This is a genomic window from Kitasatospora sp. NPDC056273 (assembly GCF_042268845.1).
Lineage (GTDB): Bacteria > Actinomycetota > Actinomycetes > Streptomycetales > Streptomycetaceae > Kitasatospora.
In genome coordinates this window covers 148,779-164,478 of record NZ_JBHJSJ010000001.1, presented here as the reverse complement: position 1 = coordinate 164,478, position 15,700 = coordinate 148,779, and the positions used below count along the sequence as shown (strand labels likewise).

The window sequence follows — 15,700 nt, the reverse complement described above, 5'->3', positions numbered from 1 at the left end:
GCTCCGGGGCGCCCGCGGTGCCCCGGAGCGACACCCCGCCGACACCCCTGACCGACCGCCTGCGACCGACGGAACTGGCCACCATGCGTATCGTTCTTCTGCACATGCCCTGGGGCGCGATCGACGTGCCGTCGCTGGCGCTCGGGATCCTGCACACCACCGCCGCGCGCGCCGGCCACCAGGTCGACGTCCGGTACGCCAACCTGGACTTCGTGGACTGGGCCGCCGAGACCGCGGGTTTCGGCGCGGACGACTACCAGTACTTCTCCGAGAAGTCCTACTTCCAGGGCGCGGGCGACTGGGCGTTCGCCGGCGCGCTGTACGGCGACGACGGCGAGGACGACGACAACAGCACCGACAGCACCGGCTACTTCGAGTACCTGGCCGCCAACGGCGCGAGCGAGCAGGAGATCGCCCTGACCCGGGCCACCCGCGCGATCGCCCCCGCGTTCATCGCCCGCCTGGTCGAGGAACTCGCCGCCGACCCGCCGGACCTGGTCGGCTTCACCACCACCTTCCAGCAGAACACCGCGAGCCTGGCCGCCGCGAGGCTGCTCAAGCAGCGCTGCCCGCAGGTGCGCACGGTGTTCGGCGGCGCGAACTGCGACGGTCCGCAGGGCGCCGCGCTGCACCGCAACTTCCCGTTCCTGGACTACGTGGTGCGCGGCGAGGGCGAGGCCGCCTTCCCGGCGCTCCTGGCGGGCCTCCCGGCGGGCGGCGACCTCTCCGCCGTCCCCGGGCTGTGCTGGCGCGACGGCTCCGGGACGTCGACGGCCAACGCGATGACGAGGCGCCCGCTGCCGCCCTCCGCGATCCTGGCGCCCCGCTACGACGGCTTCTTCGAGCGGCTCGACGCCTCCGTCGCGGCCGGCTGGGTCGATCCCAAGCTGGTCGTCGAGGGCTCCCGGGGCTGCTGGTGGGGCGAGAAGCACCACTGCACCTTCTGCGGGCTCAACGGCTCCTCGATGGAGTTCCGCTCCAAGCCGCCGGCGGACTTCCTCGCCGAGGTGCTCGGGCTCGCCGAACGCCACCAGCTGCTGGACGTCTACGTGGTCGACAACATCCTGGACATGGGCTACTTCGACACCGTCCTGAAGTCGCTGGCCGAACTCCCGGTCGACCTGCGGCTGCACTTCGAGATCAAGGCCAACCTGCGCCGCCACCAGTTCCAACTGCTCGGCGACTCGGGCGCGGCCCAGGTGCAGCCCGGCATCGAGAACCTGAGCACCCGGGTCCTGCGGATCATGGACAAGGGGGTGACGGGCTGCCAGAACGTCCGCGCGCTACGGGACGCGCAGAGCGCCGGGGTCTCGGTGACCTGGAACTACCTCTACGGCTTCCCCGGCGAGCAGCCGGAGGACTACGAGTCGGTGATCAGCCAACTGCCCGTCCTGCACCACCTGGACCCGCCGACCGGGGCGGGGCGGATCGCGATCGAGCGGTTCAGCCCGTACTTCGACCGCCCCGAACTGGGCTTCGCGATCACCCGGCCGGCCTTCCAGTACCGCGCGACGTACCGCCTGCCGGAGAGTGAACTCAACGAACTGGCCTACGTGTTCACCGCACCGCCGCGCGGGATCGGCGGCGGGCTCGCGGAGCGGCTGGGCGCGGCGGTGGAAACCTGGCTCGCGCGGTTCCCCGACAGCCGGCTCAGCTACCGGGACGCGGGCGGACGGATCGTGCTCGTCAACACCCGTCCCGGGTACGACTGGCGGGTGGTCGAGCTGACCGATCCGGTGGAGCTCGCCGTCTTCCGGCTGCTGGTCCAGCCCCGCTCGGCCGCCGCGCTGGCCGCGAAGGTCCCCGGCGGGGCGGCGGCGGTCGAACCGGTGCTGGAGCGCTTCACCGCGCTGGGCCTGCTGTTCCACGACGGGGCCGGCTACCTCCAGGTCGCCGTCGAGTCCGACAACCAGGTGCTGATGCGGATGCGGCACCGGCACGGCCCCGCCACCGCCCTCCCCCGCACCGAGGAGGTGCCCGATGCCGTCGCGATCGGCTGAACGGAACGATGCCGCACGGGACGACGCCGGAAGGACCGGTGCTGGAAGGACCGACGCCGCCTGGCGCGCGGCCGGCCCGGAGGTCGAGCTCTGGCTCGACTACGACCCCGCCGCCCGGGAGCTGCCGGGCTTCGCGCTCGGCCGCCGCACCCTGCCTGGCCCGGCGCAGGAGGAGGTCACCGGGCTGCACCGCACCGGGGTCCGCTGCCTGCGGCTGACCGAGCCGGTGCGGCTCTGCGCGGACGCGCCCGCGGCCTCCGCACGGGCGCTGATGCTGCTGCGCGAGGCGACCGGGCAGGGGCTGGCCGTGCTCTGGCAGGCGGTCTGCACGGACGGCTGCGCCGCGCGGCGCCGGTTCCACCACCTGTACCCGCCGGAGCGGTTGACCGGCGGGCCGGAGGGGGTCGTCGCCGACTGGCGCGCCACGTACTACCCGAGCAAGTGCGTCTTCCGGCGCGGCCCCGGCTTCGTCGAGGTGCGCGACCGCCGGTTCGGGACGCTGGAGCTGTTCACCATCGACGAGCCGGACCACCTGGCACAGGTGGACGCGCTGGCCGAGGGCGTCGAGGTCGGCCGGCTGCCGGAGGCCGTCCACCGGGACTTCGCCGAGGCCGGTCTGATCGCCGAACAGGCCGGCCGCGCCTGGTTCCTGCCGATGCGGGTGCGCCGCTGGCCCTTCCCGTCGCTGACGGTGTAGCCGCGCAACCGCGTAACCGCGAGAGTTCCGAGCCCGAGGAGAGATCCATGACCACCGTGGTCGACGACGCCGCCGGACGGATGTCCGCCTTCATCCGCGACCCCTATCCCACCCTCGCCCGGATCCGCGAGGCCGGCGCGGTCTCCGTCGTGGAGTTCGGCGAGGGCCTGCCGGTCTACCTCGTGACGCGCTACCAGGACGTCCGGGCGGCGCTGATGGACCCGCGCTTCGGGCAGGACGTCCGCCGCAGCCAGGCCATCGCGAGCGGGCGGGGCTCCGGCCTGACGCTCGGCTCCGAGGTCGTCCACATGCTCAACAGCGACCCGCCGGACCACACCCGGCTGCGCCGCCTGATCCAGGGCGTCTTCACCCGCCGACGGGTCGACCTGATGCGGCCGATGGTCGAGCGCATCGCCGGCGGCCTGCTGGACGGGCTGCGCGGACGGGAGACCGCCGACCTGGTGGCGGACTTCGCCTTCCCGCTGCCGATCATGGTCATCTGCGAGCTGCTGGGCTTCCCCCCGGAGGACATGCACGCCTTCCGCACCTGGTCGACGGCGATCCTCACCCAGGGCGGCGAGATGACCTTCGACCAGGCCACCGCCGAGATGAACGACTACCTCCGGGAGTTGATGACGGCCCGACGGGCCACCCCGGGCGAGGACGTCCTGACCGACCTGGTGCGGGCCCGCGACGCCGGCGAACTCACCGAGCAGGAGGTGTTCTCGATGGTCTTCCTGCTGCTGATCGGCGGTCACGAGACCACCGTCAACCTGCTCGGCACCGCCACCCTGGCCCTGCTCCACCACCCCGACCAGCTCGCCCGGCTGCGCGCCGACCCGGCGGCGATGCCCGTCGCCATCGACGAGTTCCTGCGCTACGAGTCCCCCGTGAGCATGGCCACCCTGCGGTTCACCAACGCCGACGTGATGGTCGACGACGTGGCGATCCCGGCGGACGAGCTGGTGCTGCTCTCACTCGGCGCGGCCAACCGCGACCCGGCCCGCTTCACCGATCCCGACCGGCTGATCCTGGACCGGGGCGATCCGGGCCACCTGGCCTTCGGACAGGGCCTGCACCGGTGCCTCGGCTCCTTCCTCGGCAGGCTGGAGAGCGAGGTCGCGCTGACCGGCCTGCTGGAGCGCTTCGCGCGGATCGAGCTGGCCGCCGCCGAGGAGACCCTGCCCTGGCGCAACACGATCATGCTGCGCGGCCTGGAGTCGCTGCCGGTCTCGCTCGATGGCTAGCGGCGCGAAGGCGGACGGCGCGAAGACAGCGGGCGCTTCGGGCCTGCTGCGGTTCCGCCCCCGGTTCGGCGTCGCCCCGCTGCGCTCGCGCGGCTTCCGACTGCTGGTGATCGGCCAGGCCACCTCGGAGTTCGGCAACGCGTTCCAGGTGGTCGCCCTGCCGCTGCTGGTCTACTCCCTCGGCGGCGGCGCCCGCCAGTTGAGCCTGGTGGTCGCCGCCTACGGCGCGGGACGGCTGGCCGCCACCCCGCTCGGCGGGATCCTCGCCGACCGGTTCGGCGCCCGGCGGGTGATGCTGACCGCCGACCTCGGCCGGCTGCTCGCCACCGCCGGGCTCTGCGCGGTCGCCGCCGGCGGGGCGGCCGCGTTCTGGCTGATCGGCGGACTCGCCCTGCTGGTCGGCCTCGGGGCGGGGGTCTTCCTGCCGGCCGCCTGGGCGATCACGCCGGCCCTGCTGCCCGCCGAGGACCTGCACGCGGGCAACGCCCTGAACAGCACGGTCACCTTCGGCGCCGGCCTGCTCGGCCCGGCGGTGGCCGGCCCGCTGGTCGCCTGGCTGAACCCGGCCACCGCCCTGGGCGTGGACGCGGCGACCTTCGCCGTGTCGACGGCGACGCTGCTGCTGATCGGTCGCGGCGGCCTCGTCGCACCGGCCCGCCCGATCTCCGAACGCGCCTCCGTACCAAGGAACTTCCGTACCCTGCTGCGGGAATCGCCGCTGCTGCGCGCGGTGCTGACGGTGACGGCGATCGCGAACCTGACGGTGGGCGGCGCCACCCGGGTCGCCCTGCCGGCCCTGGCCACCCACGGCTTCTCCGCCGGTGCCGCCGGGCTGGGCCTGCTGCTCGCCGCGTTCACCGGCGGCGCGCTGGTCGGCGGCCTGTTCGCGGCCGGCCTCACCGAGGTGCGCTCCCGCGGCCGCACGGCGATGCTCTCCGGCCTGGTGATGGGCGCGGCGATCGGCCTGGTGCCGTTCACCGGCCTCGTCGGCGCCGTCCTGCTGCTCTGCGTGGCGGGCGGCGCCAGCACGGTGACCAACGTCCTGGTCGTCACCGGCGTGCAGAAGAGCACCCCGCCCGCTCTGCTGGCCCGGGTCATGGCGGCCGTCACCTTCTGCGCGCTGGGCGTCTTCCCGGTCTCGGTGATCGCGGCCGGCGCGGCGGTGGACGCCTTCGGCAGCCGGTGGGTGTTCGCGACGACCGGGCTGTGCCTGATCGGCGCCTTCGGATACGCGCTGACCAGGCGCGAGATGCGCGAGCTGTAGGGCTCCCGACGCCGCTCCCGGACGACACGCGGTGCCCGCAGCGGCAACCATTCGTACCCGGCCGGTCCGGGGGCGTGTCTGACAATTCCCGCCGGGCGCGCGACGCCGGTGCACGCACCTCGCCGCGTTGTCGTCGGTCGCCAATGCTCCGCAGTGGCTCCCTCCTCCGCCTTGCGATGCACGCACCCCAACGCCGCGCGCTGATCCGACGCCAATTGTCAGACACGCCCTAGCGTGTGACCCACCGCAGCCCTGACGCTGCCCGAGAGAAAGGAAGCGCCCATGCCTTTCGTCACCGTCGGCCAGGAGAACTCCGCCCCCGTCGAGCTCTACTACGAGGACCACGGCTCCGGGCAGCCGGTCGTCCTCATCCACGGGTTCCCGCTGGACGGGCACTCCTGGGAACGGCAGAGCGCCGCACTGCTGGACGCCGGCCACCGGGTCGTCACCTACGACCGCCGCGGCTTCGGCCGCTCCTCCCAGCCCACCACCGGCTACGACTACGACACCTTCGCCGCCGACCTCCACACCCTGCTGGAGACCCTCGACCTGCGGGACGCCGTCCTGGTCGGCTTCTCGATGGGCACCGGGGAGGTCGCCCGCTACGTGTCCGCGTACGGCTCCGGCCGCGTCGCCAAGGTGGCCTTCCTCGGCTCGCTGGAGCCCTACCTCCTCAAGACCGACGACAACCCGGACGGCGCGGCCCCGAAGGACTTCTTCGACGGCATCGTGGCTGCTGTGAAGGCCGACCGGTACGCCTACTACACCGCCTTCTACCAGGACTTCTACAACCTCGACGAGAACCTCGGCACCCGGATCAGCGAGGAGGCCGTCCGCAACAGCTGGAACGTCGCGGCGGCCGGCGGCTGGTACGCCGCCGCCGCGGCACCCTCCACCTGGTACACCGACTTCCGCGCCGACATCCCGCGCATCGACGTGCCGGCCCTGATCCTGCACGGCACCGGCGACCGCATCCTGCCCATCGACAGCACCGCCCGCCCGTTCCACCGGGCCCTGCCCTCCGCCGAGTACGTGGAGATCGAGGGCGCACCGCACGGCCTGCTGTGGACCCACGCCGAAGAGGTCAACACCGCCCTCCTGACCTTCCTCGCGAAGTAGCCGGATCCGTCCTGCCCCGAGGGCCCCGCACCCGCCCGTCCGGTTGCGGGGCCCTCGGGGCCGGTGCTCTCCTGCTGGTGTCGGGCCGTGCGACGGCCGGAGCCGAATTGCCCCGATGCCCCGACGCACCCGAGGGAAAGCCGGTGGCCCCCATGGCCGAGCGATCCACCGTCCGCACCGTGACGTACGACCTGCTGCGCACGCTCGGACTCACCACCGTCTTCGGCAATCCGGGCTCCACCGAGGAGCCCTTCCTCCAGGACTTCCCCCCGGACTTCCGCTACGTCCTGGCCCTCCAGGAGGCCTCCGCGATCACGATGGCCGACGCCTTCGCCCAGGTCACCGGCCGCCCCGCACTGGTCAACCTGCACTCCTCGGCCGGCACCGGCAACGCCATGGGCAACCTGGTGTCGGCCTCCCACGCGCACACGCCCCTGATCGTCACCTCCGGCCAGCAGCACCGGGAACTGCTGATCGGCGAGCCGTACCTCGCCAACCGCGAGGCCACCCTGCTGCCGCTGCCCTCGGTGAAGTGGTCCTACGAACCGGCCCGCGCCGAGGACGTCCCCGAGGCCGTCATGCGCGCCTACGCGCACGCGCTCCAGCCGCCCGCCGGGCCGGTCTACCTGTCGATCCCGCTGGACGACTGGAAGCAGCCGCTGTCCGCCTTCACCCGGGTGCGGACGGTCAGCCACCGGGTGGCCCCCGACCCCGCACGGCTACGGGCCTTCGCCGAACGCCTCTCCGCCGCCCGCCGGCCCGCGATCGTCCTCGGACCCGAGGTCGACCGCGGCGGCGGCTGGGATGCGGCCGTCACCCTCGCCGAGAAGCTGCGCGCCACCGTCTACGGCCCCCCGCTCGCGGAGCGCACCTCCTTCCCCGAGGACCACCCGCTCTACGCCGGCCCGCTGGGCCTGTCGGTCAAGGCCGTCGGCGAACGCCTGACCGGACACGACCTGGTCGCCGTGATCGGCGCGGAGGTGTTCCGCTACTACCCGTACGTACCGGGCGACTACCTCCCCGCGGGCACCGCCCTGCTCCAGCTCACCGGCGACCCGCACGCCGCCGCCACCGCCCGGGCCGGCGACAGCCTGCTCGGCGACCCCCGGCTGGCCCTCGAAGGGCTGCTGGACCTGGTCCAGGAGGGCACGGCCCGCACCGCCCCCGACCCGATGCCCCGGCCCCGGGTCCTGCCGACCTCCCCGACCCTCCCGCTCCCCCCGCCCGCCGTCTACGCCGCCCTGAGCCGGGTCCGCCCACCGGACACCGTCATCGTCAACGAGTCCACCTCGACCATGGCCCAGCAGCTCGAATGGCTGCCCACCACCCGCCCCGGATCCTTCTTCTCCACGGCCAGCGGCGGCATCGGCTGGGCCGTCCCCGCCGCCGTGGGCATCGCGCTCGCCGACCGGGAGCGCGGAGTGCGCCGCCCGGTGGTCGGCCTGATCGGCGACGGCTCCTTCCAGTACTGCGTCCAGGCCCTCTACACCGCGGCCCGGCACCGCCTCCCGATCGTCTACGTGGTCATGCGCAACCACGAGTACGCGATCCTCAAGTCCTTCGCCCGACTGGAGGACACCCCCGGCGTCCCCGCACTCGACCTCCCCGGCCTCGACATCGCCTCACTCGCCCGCGGCTTCGGCTGCCACGCCGTCGACGTAGAGACGACCGAGGACCTGGAACGGGAGTTCACCACGGCCCTGACCGCCGACACCACCACCGTCATCGTCGTCCCCACCCAACCCCAGCCCGCCACGCTGTAGGGGGTACGGCCGGGCCCGGGCGGCGGGAACTCAATCAGTCGCTTGACAATCATCGCGAGCCCCTGCTTGAGTCCGGACCATGGCACGGGCAGAGAAGACGGACCAGCGCCGGGAGACCGGCCGGCGCACCCGGGACGGCCTGCTGGCCGCCACCCTGGACCTCCTGGCGGAACGCGGCCAGGACGGCGTGAAGCTCCGCGACGTCACCGACCGCGCCGGGGCCAACGTCGCCGCGGTCAGCTACCACTTCGGTTCGCTGAGGGCGCTCTGCGACGCCGCGATCGAGCAGGCGCTGGAGCGGTACCTCGACGCCCAGATCCAGGCGCTCGACCCGCTCGGCCCCGACGCGACCCTCCAGGAGCTGGCGGCGGCGTTCGCCCGGCCGATGATCAGGGCACTGGCCGCCGGCGGACCGGAACTGGCCGTGATGCGCACCGTCGCCCGGGTCGGCATCGACCCGCCCCAGGGCTGGGACCGCCTGAGCGGCAAGTTCGAACGGGCCCGCCAGGACGCCGTCCGCGTCCTGGCGGCCCACCTGCCCGGTGCCGACGAGCGGGAACTCGTCTTCCGCACCCGCTGCGCCGCCGGCCTGCTGAACTGGCTCGCCCTGGCCCCCATCGGCGCCGAGCTGGCCAGCGAGCCCGCCGAACGGATCGAGCGGCAGCTGCTGCCCGTCCTGACCGGCGCGTTCCACGGGCAGCCGTACCCCGGCTGACCTGCACGGACCCCCGTCCGACCAGAACCATTCAAGCAAATGCTTGACCACTCGCCATGACGCTCCCATAATTTCAAGCAAGCATTTGATTGCTTTCATGGAAGGGGAAGTGCGATGACCACCGACGCGGAAGCCGTGGTGCGGGCCGCCTACCACGCGGCCGAGGGCCACGTCCTCGACGTACCGGGCTTCATCGACAGGTTCGCCGAGGACGGGGTGTTCAACAACGTCGTCGCGGGCGAGAGCTACCGCGGCGAACACCTCGGCGACCAGGTCGTCTTCATGGCAGCCCTGGCACCCGACATCCACCGCGAACTCCACCGGGTCCACGCCATCGGCGACGTGGTCGCCGTCGAGCTGACGATCGAGGGCACCGTCACCGGCCCCTTCGAGACGCCCGCCGGCACCGTCCGGGCGCCCGGCGCCCGACTCAGCATCCCCACCGCCGACTTCTGGTACGTCGAGAACGGGAAGGTCAAGGAGTTCAACTGCTACGTCGGCCTCAGCGTCATGCTCGCCCAGCTCGGCGTGCACCCCGACTTCGCCGCCGCCGTCGCCTCCTCGGCGGCCGCACCGTCCTGACCGCCCGGGCCCGGCCCCCGATCCGTCAGGCTGCCACCCTCACGAACCGCCGCTCCCCAGCATCAGGTCCGTCCCGCCCAGGAAGGTCAGCCCGGCCGCGTCGCTCAACTCGTCGGGGAGGCAGGTGAGGGCGAGCTGCAGCGCCTGCAGCGAGTCGACGCCGAAGATCGCCGTCACGCGGTCGGCGATGCCGGGGTGCCCGGTGATCCGGTACGGGCAGTACCAGTCCGGCCCCTCCGGATCGCGGGACGGCACCCCGACCTCCACCAGCACCGGCACCCTCGTCCCGTCCGGAGCGGTGAAGACCAGCTCACGGCTGGCTACGGCCCGACCAAGTTCGTACTCAGTGCTCACCGCCGCAGTACACCACACGACGTACCACCGGGTGATCGACGGCAGGTCCCCCGCGCGGCCGGGCGCCGGTCCTCGTCCCGAGGATCCTCGGGTCCGCTCCGGGCGGCGGAGGAGCGGAAGGGCGCCGCTCGGCGCGGGCTCCCGCCGGATGGTGCCGGAGCGCGGTCTCGCCGGCTCCGGGGTGGGCGGTGGCGGCCTGCTGCTGGTAGACGGCCATGTGGGCCGAGAGCCCCGTCGCGCGGGCGCTGCCGACGGTCTCGCGCAGCAGGACCAGGCGGCGCGGTCCGGGCGGCACCCGGGCCGCGGCCAGCGCGGACAGGGCGGTGCGGACGGCCTCCCGGAGGGTGGCCCAGGCCGCGTCCTGCTGCTGCGGCCAGGCCGTGTCGGGCACCTGGAGCATTCGCGCCGCGCACCCGAGGTGGCGCCGTGCGTCCCACTCCGCCACCTCCCGGGGGTGGCCGCCGGACGCGGGGCGGGAGGCGAGGGAGATCATGCCGACCGTCCCCTTCGGCGGGCGGCGACCAGGAACGAGTGCAGCGGCCCGGCCAGTTCCCCGGCACGGGTGAAGGAGTGGTAGCGGGCGTCCACCAGCGGGGCCAGGTCCTGCAGGAGGGTCGTCCTGATCGGGCAGGAGGCGTGGACGGCGAAGAAGACGGGCAGCCGGGGCCCGGCGTGGACGTTGTAGGCCACCTCGTAGGCGCCGGACTCGCTCAGCTCGGTGCGCACCACCAGCATCGCGTGGGCGCTGTCGAGCAGGCCCAGCCGCCAGGCGCGGAACGCCGCGGGCGTGAACGCCAGGCCGGTCTCCTCGGTGAAGGCCTCCTTGAACGTCCCGGCGTGCTGGGCGGCGGGGTAGGGCAGCAGGGTCACCGGGCCGCTCGCCACCCCTGGGTCGGTGGCCAGGTCGACCACGCTCTGCACCACGTCCCGGTCGCCCGGGCCGGAACGGGTCAACGGCTGGCGGACGAACAGGCGCAGCGGCCCCGCTCGGGGCGTGGTCGTCGGCGTCGCGGTCAGGGAGGAGGAAGCGGTCAGGGAAGGGGAGGAGGCTGGGAGGGGAGGCATCACGATCACCCCATAGTGGTTTACCTTTCCGAAATCTGTCCGTAATCTCAAGGTTACCCAATGAGGTGTCCGGCCGGTGCTCCGCACGCCTCCGCCCCGGCCTCCCCGGCGGGCGCCGATCGAGGAGCCGCCTTAGCATTCCGGTGGAGCAGGGGGCCGTCCCCAGGAGATCCCGAGGAGCTTCGCGATGAGTACGCACCTTGACCCTGCTCACGACCGCCACTCCCGGCCGCTGCGGGTGCGCTGCCACCTGTGGCCGCACGGGCAGGCCGCCCGGCGGCATCCGCACCCGCCGACGGTCCACGGCGTGGCCGCCCACCTGGCGGAGGCGGCGGCGGCGCTGCACAGCCTCGGCGAGGACGACGACCAGGAGCGCACGGCGATCCTGCGGACCGCGCGCCAGGCGACCGACACCGCGCTCGGCGTGCTCACCGCCCTGGGCGCCGCCCCCGGCCCCCACCGACTGGAGCTGCTGCGCGACTCGGTCCGCGCCGCGCACGGCACGGTGGAGTCCGGGAAGACGGCGATCCACCGGAGCACCGGCACCCGGCTCGGCTGAGCCAGCCACCGATGCCGGCCGGTTTCAGTGCGGGCGACACCGCCTTCGTGCTCCTCAGTGCGGCCCTGGTCATGTTGATGACCCCCGGGCTGGCCTTCTTCTACGGGGGCATGGTCAGGGCCAAGAGCACGCTGAACATGCTGTCGATGTGCTTCGTCGTGCTGGCGATCGTCAGCGTGCTGTGGGTGCTCTACGGCTACTCCCTCAGCTTCGGCTCCGACGCCTTCCACGGCCTGATCGGCAACCTCGACCACCTGGGGATGCGCGGCATCGGGCGGGACGAGCTGCACGGCTCGATCCCGGTCACCGTGTTCGCCGTGTTCCAGCTGATGTTCGCGGTGATCACCCCGGCGCTGGTCAGCGGCGCGATCGCGGACCGCGCCAGGTTCACCGCCTGGACGCTGTTCGTCACGGTCTGGGCCACGGTGGTGTACTTCCCGGTCGCGCACTGGGTGTTCAGCACCGACAATGGGCGCGGCGGCTGGCTGGTCGACCGGGTGGGCGTGATCGACTTCGCCGGCGGCACCGCGGTGCACGTCAACGCCGGGGTCGCGGGCCTGGCGCTCTGCCTGGTGCTGGACAAGCGGGTCGGTTTCCGGAAGCACCCGATGCGCCCGCACAGCCTGCCGCTGGTGATGCTCGGCTCCGGGCTGCTCTGGTTCGGCTGGTTCGGCTTCAACGCGGGCTCGGCGCTGGCCGCTGACGGCGTCGCCGGCGCGGCGTTCCTGAACACCCAGATCGCCACCGCCGCCGCGATGCTCGGCTGGCTGGCCTACGTACGGGCGAGGAACGGCGCCTTCACCTCGCTGGGCGCGGCCTCCGGCGCGGTGGCCGGACTGGTCGCCATCACCCCGGCCTGCGGGTCGGTCTCGGTGCTCGGTTCCATCGTGATCGGGCTGGTCGCGGGCGCGGTCTGCGCGGCGGCGGTCAGCCTCAAGTACCGGCTGGGCTTCGACGACTCGCTCGACGTGGTCGGCGTGCACGCGGTCGGCGGGGCGATCGGCTCGCTGCTGATCGGCCTGCTCGCCACCGGGCACGTCGGCGAGAGCGCCAGGGGCCTGTTCTACGGCGGCGGCTTCGGGCAGCTCGGCAAGCAGGCGGTCGGAGTCGTGGTGGTCGCCTGCTACTCCTTCGTGCTCTCCTGGCTGCTCGGCCGGGCGATCCAGGGGACCATCGGCTTCCGGGTCGCCGAGGAGGTCGAGGTGGTCGGCATCGACCAGACCGAGCATGCCGAGACCGCCTACGACTTCACGGCGTCGGGGGCTCCCTGGCCCGAGCCCCCGGCGTCCCGGCCCCGCTCCCGGTCCCGGTCCCGGGGAGTGGCGGACGGCTTGGCCACGGCCGTGCGGAAGGCGTTGCGGAGGAGGGCCCCGTAGCCGGCTGGGCGTGCCGGGGCCCCCTTCACCGGCCGAGGGCCGCCGTCACCAGGTGACGGGCAGTGCGTGCAGCCCGTAGACCTCGTTGTTGACCCGGTAGGGCACCTCTTCGGCGGGGCACGCGAGCGCGAGGCCGGGCAGCCGCCGCAGCAGCGCGGGCAGCGCGATCCGCAGTTCGGCGCGGGCCAGCGGTGCGCCGAGGCAGTGGTGCGGGCCGTGCCCGAAGGTCAGGTGCGACACGGGTTCGCGTCCGATGTCGAGGCGGTCCATCCCGGCGCCGAGCGCCGGGTCCCGGTTGGCCACCGGCAGCTGGCAGACGACCTGCTCGCCGGCCTTGACCGGCACGCCGCCGATCTCGGTGTCGCACCGCGCCGTCCGGGCCAGCGCGGTGCTGGACACGGACAGGTACCGCAGCAGTTCCTCGACGGCGGCGTCGACCACCGGATCGCCCTCGGGCGCGTCGCGCAGCCGGTCGGCCTGCTCCGGGTGCGACAGCAGGGCGAGCACGCCCAGGCCGATCGTGTTGGACACCGTGACGTGGCCGGCGAGCAGCAGCAGCTCGCAGACCCCGACCAGTTCGGAGTCCGACACCGCGCCGCCGTGCTCCCGGACGAGCATGCCGATCATCCCGTCGTCCGGGCTGCGCCGCTTCTCCGCCACCAGGGAGGCCACGTACGCGTGCGACTCCCGGCCGGCCGCGAGCCGTTCCTCCATGGGGAGCCCGAGGTCCAGCGTGGTCCGGGACCAGCGGTGGAAGTCCCCCTGGTCCGGGTCGGGGACGCCGAGCATCGCGCAGATCACCCCGAGCGGCAGCGGGAGGGCGAAGGCGTCCATCAGGTCCGCCGCGGGCCCCCGCGCCTCCATGGCGTCGAGCAGTTCGCCGACCAGGGCGCGGATCATCGGCTCCAGGGAGCGGATCCGTTTCCCGGTGAACTCCGGCGTCAGCACGTGGCGCAGCCGCGTGTGCTCCGGCGGGTCCATGTTGAGGAGTTCGTTCGGCAGGACCGGGGCGCGTTCCGGGTCGTACATCGCGAAGGTCTCCTGGTCGGCCAGGACGCGCCGTACGTCGGCGTGCCGGGTGACGAGCCGGTACTCGCCGACCCGGTGCAGCCAGAAGTCCCGGACCCGCCGGGCCGGGTCCCCGCGCTGGGCCTCGCCCAGGGCCGGGCCCGGGTCGAACCCGTCGCGACGGTAGAAGATCGAGATCGGCGGCACGTCCTGCTCGCTCATGGAACCTCCCGTGATCATCCGGTATCCCCTTCCCGATACCCCCGGCCCCGGGCCACCGCGCACACCGGCGGCTATCCCGTACAGCGCGCGGGGGCGCGGCAGCCTCGCGCGCGCCCCCTCTCCCGAGCCGGAGCCGCCCCCGGCGCGCCTCACCCCAGGCTCACCTGCCCTTCCCGTCCGCCAGGAGGCCCGCCTGCCGGTCCGTCAGGAGCCCCTCGGTACGGAGCCAGCGCACCGTGTCGGCCATGGTCTCCGCGATCGGCCTCGGCAGCAGTCCGCAGGTGCTCGCGGCCGGGTGGACGGGAGCCGCGCAGGCACAGGTGTAGACGGCGCCGTACTCCGCGGGGATGTGCCAGGGCCAGCCGCGCTGCACCAGGGTGACTAGGGCGCCGACCGGCAGCATGGCGCGGGCGGGCAGGAAGACCGCGGGCAGCCGCCGCCCGGTGACCTCCCGCAGGGTCCGCACGTACTCCCGGGTGGCCAGTTGGCGGCCCGGGGCGAAGTGGCGGTCGAGGCCCCTCCTCGGCGCGGTCAGCAGTCGGGCGTGCAGCCGCGCGGTGTCGCGGACGTCGCCGACCGGGAAGCCGCCGAGCGGCCAGACCGGCATCAGCCCGCGCAGGGTGTTGCGCAGCCGGGTGTTCTGGTCGCCCGGCCCCGGGTCCAGCGGGCCGAGCAGCGCGGGCGGGTAGCTGATGACCACCGGTGCGCCGTCCCGCTGGTGGCGGCGGGCGACGCGCTCGGCGGCGGCCTTGGTGGCCATGTACGTCTCCCGGGGGCGGCCGACCGGGGAGTCCTCCCGGAGCGGCCGCCGGCGGGTCGGCAGCAGCGCGACGATGCTCGACACGTGGATGACCGGATCGGCGCCCGACCGGCGGGCCGCGGCCAGCACCAGGTCGGTCCCCCGCTCGTTGGTCCGGCGCATGGCCGCGTACCGCCGGCTGTCGAAGGAGTACACCGAGGCCGCGTGCAGGACGGCGTCGGCGCCGCGCACCGCGCGGGCCGCTCCGCCCTCGTCCGTCACGTCCCCGACGACCAGGTCGACGGCGCCCGGGTCCACCTCCAGCAGGGCGAGGGCCCGTTCCGCGCGGGCCGGGTCGCGCACCAGCATCCGCACCCGGTGCCCGCCCCGGACCATCGCCGCGACCGAGTGGATGCCGACGAACCCGGTGCCGCCGGTCACGCTCACCAACATCGGACCACCCCTCCGCTCAGCCGGTCCCGTCGCCGGCACCGCCGACGCCCCGGTGGAAGCCTCCGCCGTAGAACAGCAGCGCCTGCCGGCCCTCCGTCCAGCCCGACCCGAGCACGCTGCCGAGGAAGACCGAGTGGTCGCCGCCGTCGTACTGCGCGGCCAGCTTGCACTCCAGCCAGGCGAGCGAGCCCGACAGCAGCGGGGCGCCGGTGAACGGGCCTGGCCGCCAGTCGACGCCGTGGAACTGGGCGGCGCCGCGCGGTCGGCCGCGGCCCGCGAAGTACCGTGCCAGCGGCTCCTGTTCGGCCCCCAGGACGGAGACCGCGAAGGACCCGGTCGCCGTGATCGCCCGGTGCATCGTCGCGGTGCGGGCGACGCAGCACAGCACCAGCGGCGGCTCCAGCGACACCGAGCTGAACGCGTTGGCGGTCATCCCGTGGACGTGCTCGCCACCGGTGGTCAGCACCGTGATCCCGGTGGCGAACCGGGCCATCGTCTCGCGCAGCGCGTCCGGTGGAACGGCGGCGTGCCGGGAGG

General features: G+C 73.7%; 16 protein-coding genes. 10 read left to right on the top strand and 6 right to left on the bottom strand.

Annotated elements, in window-relative coordinates:
- Positions 1-83: 83 nt before the first annotated feature.
- The 8 genes from ACFCY1_RS00705 (at position 84) to ACFCY1_RS00670 (ending at position 9,387) form a co-directional block, all read left to right on the top strand.
- Positions 84-2,000 carry a RiPP maturation radical SAM C-methyltransferase gene (locus ACFCY1_RS00705; RefSeq protein ID WP_375873012.1) on the top strand — a complete coding sequence of 639 codons (1,917 nt, stop codon included), beginning with the start codon at positions 84-86 and terminating at the stop codon, positions 1,998-2,000.
- Positions 1,981-2,697 carry a DUF5825 family protein gene (locus ACFCY1_RS00700; protein ID WP_375873011.1) on the top strand — a complete coding sequence of 239 codons (717 nt, stop codon included), beginning with the start codon at positions 1,981-1,983 and terminating at the stop codon, positions 2,695-2,697. Before ACFCY1_RS00705 ends, ACFCY1_RS00700 begins: the two co-directional genes overlap by 20 nt.
- A 47-nt stretch (positions 2,698-2,744) precedes the next feature.
- A complete protein-coding gene (locus tag ACFCY1_RS00695) occupies positions 2,745-3,944 on the top strand; it encodes a cytochrome P450 (RefSeq protein ID WP_375873010.1) in 1,200 nt (399 codons plus the stop codon).
- Positions 3,937-5,208: an MFS transporter gene (locus tag ACFCY1_RS00690; protein WP_375873009.1), complete on the top strand. Its 1,272-nt coding sequence runs from the start codon at positions 3,937-3,939 to the stop codon at positions 5,206-5,208. Before ACFCY1_RS00695 ends, ACFCY1_RS00690 begins: the two co-directional genes overlap by 8 nt.
- 282 nt (positions 5,209-5,490) lie before the next feature.
- Complete coding sequence (locus ACFCY1_RS00685) at positions 5,491-6,327, top strand: alpha/beta fold hydrolase (RefSeq protein ID WP_074002817.1); 837 nt, start codon at positions 5,491-5,493, stop codon at positions 6,325-6,327.
- Between the two features lie 152 nt (positions 6,328-6,479).
- Complete coding sequence (gene mdlC, locus ACFCY1_RS00680) at positions 6,480-8,090, top strand: benzoylformate decarboxylase (RefSeq protein WP_375873008.1); 1,611 nt, start codon at positions 6,480-6,482, stop codon at positions 8,088-8,090.
- A 79-nt stretch (positions 8,091-8,169) separates the two neighbouring features.
- Positions 8,170-8,805, top strand: coding sequence for a TetR/AcrR family transcriptional regulator (locus tag ACFCY1_RS00675; protein ID WP_375873007.1), 636 nt, complete (start codon positions 8,170-8,172; stop codon positions 8,803-8,805).
- A gap of 114 nt (positions 8,806-8,919) precedes the next feature.
- Positions 8,920-9,387 carry a nuclear transport factor 2 family protein gene (locus tag ACFCY1_RS00670; protein ID WP_375873006.1) on the top strand — a complete coding sequence of 156 codons (468 nt, stop codon included), beginning with the start codon at positions 8,920-8,922 and terminating at the stop codon, positions 9,385-9,387.
- Positions 9,388-9,426: 39 nt separating this feature from the next.
- On the opposite strand, the gene ACFCY1_RS00665 is transcribed toward ACFCY1_RS00670, so the two are convergent.
- From ACFCY1_RS00665 to ACFCY1_RS00655, 3 genes are read right to left on the bottom strand one after another with little or no spacing between them, the layout of a single operon-like run.
- Complete coding sequence (locus ACFCY1_RS00665) at positions 9,427-9,741, bottom strand: DUF6968 family protein (protein WP_375873005.1); 315 nt, start codon at positions 9,739-9,741, stop codon at positions 9,427-9,429.
- Positions 9,731-10,234, bottom strand: a complete 504-nt coding sequence (locus ACFCY1_RS00660) for a hypothetical protein (RefSeq protein WP_375873004.1) — start codon at positions 10,232-10,234, stop codon at positions 9,731-9,733. Before ACFCY1_RS00660 ends, ACFCY1_RS00665 begins: the two co-directional genes overlap by 11 nt.
- Positions 10,231-10,806: a hypothetical protein gene (locus ACFCY1_RS00655; protein WP_375873003.1), complete on the bottom strand. Its 576-nt coding sequence runs from the start codon at positions 10,804-10,806 to the stop codon at positions 10,231-10,233. Before ACFCY1_RS00655 ends, ACFCY1_RS00660 begins: the two co-directional genes overlap by 4 nt.
- A 187-nt stretch (positions 10,807-10,993) precedes the next feature.
- On the opposite strand from ACFCY1_RS00655, the gene ACFCY1_RS00650 reads away from it, so the two are divergent.
- Together ACFCY1_RS00650 and ACFCY1_RS00645 are read left to right on the top strand one after the other, a co-directional pair.
- A complete protein-coding gene (locus ACFCY1_RS00650; RefSeq protein WP_375873002.1) occupies positions 10,994-11,365 on the top strand; it encodes a hypothetical protein in 372 nt (123 codons plus the stop codon).
- An 11-nt stretch (positions 11,366-11,376) separates the two neighbouring features.
- Positions 11,377-12,741 carry an ammonium transporter gene (locus tag ACFCY1_RS00645; RefSeq protein WP_375873001.1) on the top strand — a complete coding sequence of 455 codons (1,365 nt, stop codon included), beginning with the start codon at positions 11,377-11,379 and terminating at the stop codon, positions 12,739-12,741.
- Positions 12,742-12,786: 45 nt separating this feature from the next.
- Here the strand turns inward: ACFCY1_RS00645 and ACFCY1_RS00640 are convergent, their stop codons facing one another.
- The 3 genes from ACFCY1_RS00640 to ACFCY1_RS00630 all read right to left on the bottom strand — a co-directional run bounded on the left by ACFCY1_RS00640 (position 12,787) and on the right by ACFCY1_RS00630 (position 15,656).
- On the bottom strand, positions 12,787-13,971 hold the full coding sequence (locus ACFCY1_RS00640) for a cytochrome P450 (protein WP_079272181.1): 1,185 nt from the start codon (positions 13,969-13,971) through the stop codon (positions 12,787-12,789).
- Positions 13,972-14,131: 160 nt separating this feature from the next.
- Complete coding sequence (locus tag ACFCY1_RS00635) at positions 14,132-15,163, bottom strand: NAD-dependent epimerase/dehydratase family protein (RefSeq protein ID WP_375873000.1); 1,032 nt, start codon at positions 15,161-15,163, stop codon at positions 14,132-14,134.
- Positions 15,164-15,179: 16 nt separating this feature from the next.
- Positions 15,180-15,656: a flavin reductase family protein gene (locus ACFCY1_RS00630; protein WP_053112049.1), complete on the bottom strand. Its 477-nt coding sequence runs from the start codon at positions 15,654-15,656 to the stop codon at positions 15,180-15,182.
- Between the last annotated feature and the right edge of the window lie 44 nt (positions 15,657-15,700).

What these genes read in the sequence shown, in the direction of transcription:
- ACFCY1_RS00650 (WP_375873002.1), top strand. Translation starts at nt 10,994, where the DNA reads ATGAGTACGCACCTTGACCCTGCTCACGACCGCCACTCCCGGCCGCTG.
- ACFCY1_RS00640 (WP_079272181.1), bottom strand. Translation starts at nt 13,971, where the DNA reads ATGAGCGAGCAGGACGTGCCGCCGATCTCGATCTTCTACCGTCGCGAC.
- ACFCY1_RS00635 (WP_375873000.1), bottom strand. Translation starts at nt 15,163, where the DNA reads ATGTTGGTGAGCGTGACCGGCGGCACCGGGTTCGTCGGCATCCACTCG.
- ACFCY1_RS00645 (WP_375873001.1), top strand. Translation starts at nt 11,377, where the DNA reads ATGCCGGCCGGTTTCAGTGCGGGCGACACCGCCTTCGTGCTCCTCAGT.
- mdlC (WP_375873008.1), top strand. Translation starts at nt 6,480, where the DNA reads ATGGCCGAGCGATCCACCGTCCGCACCGTGACGTACGACCTGCTGCGC.
- ACFCY1_RS00705 (WP_375873012.1), top strand. Translation starts at nt 84, where the DNA reads ATGCGTATCGTTCTTCTGCACATGCCCTGGGGCGCGATCGACGTGCCG.
- ACFCY1_RS00675 (WP_375873007.1), top strand. Translation starts at nt 8,170, where the DNA reads ATGGCACGGGCAGAGAAGACGGACCAGCGCCGGGAGACCGGCCGGCGC.
- ACFCY1_RS00695 (WP_375873010.1), top strand. Translation starts at nt 2,745, where the DNA reads ATGACCACCGTGGTCGACGACGCCGCCGGACGGATGTCCGCCTTCATC.
- ACFCY1_RS00690 (WP_375873009.1), top strand. Translation starts at nt 3,937, where the DNA reads ATGGCTAGCGGCGCGAAGGCGGACGGCGCGAAGACAGCGGGCGCTTCG.
- ACFCY1_RS00630 (WP_053112049.1), bottom strand. Translation starts at nt 15,656, where the DNA reads ATGGCCCGGTTCGCCACCGGGATCACGGTGCTGACCACCGGTGGCGAG.
- ACFCY1_RS00670 (WP_375873006.1), top strand. Translation starts at nt 8,920, where the DNA reads ATGACCACCGACGCGGAAGCCGTGGTGCGGGCCGCCTACCACGCGGCC.
- ACFCY1_RS00685 (WP_074002817.1), top strand. Translation starts at nt 5,491, where the DNA reads ATGCCTTTCGTCACCGTCGGCCAGGAGAACTCCGCCCCCGTCGAGCTC.
- ACFCY1_RS00655 (WP_375873003.1), bottom strand. Translation starts at nt 10,806, where the DNA reads ATGCCTCCCCTCCCAGCCTCCTCCCCTTCCCTGACCGCTTCCTCCTCC.
- ACFCY1_RS00660 (WP_375873004.1), bottom strand. Translation starts at nt 10,234, where the DNA reads ATGATCTCCCTCGCCTCCCGCCCCGCGTCCGGCGGCCACCCCCGGGAG.
- ACFCY1_RS00700 (WP_375873011.1), top strand. Translation starts at nt 1,981, where the DNA reads ATGCCGTCGCGATCGGCTGAACGGAACGATGCCGCACGGGACGACGCC.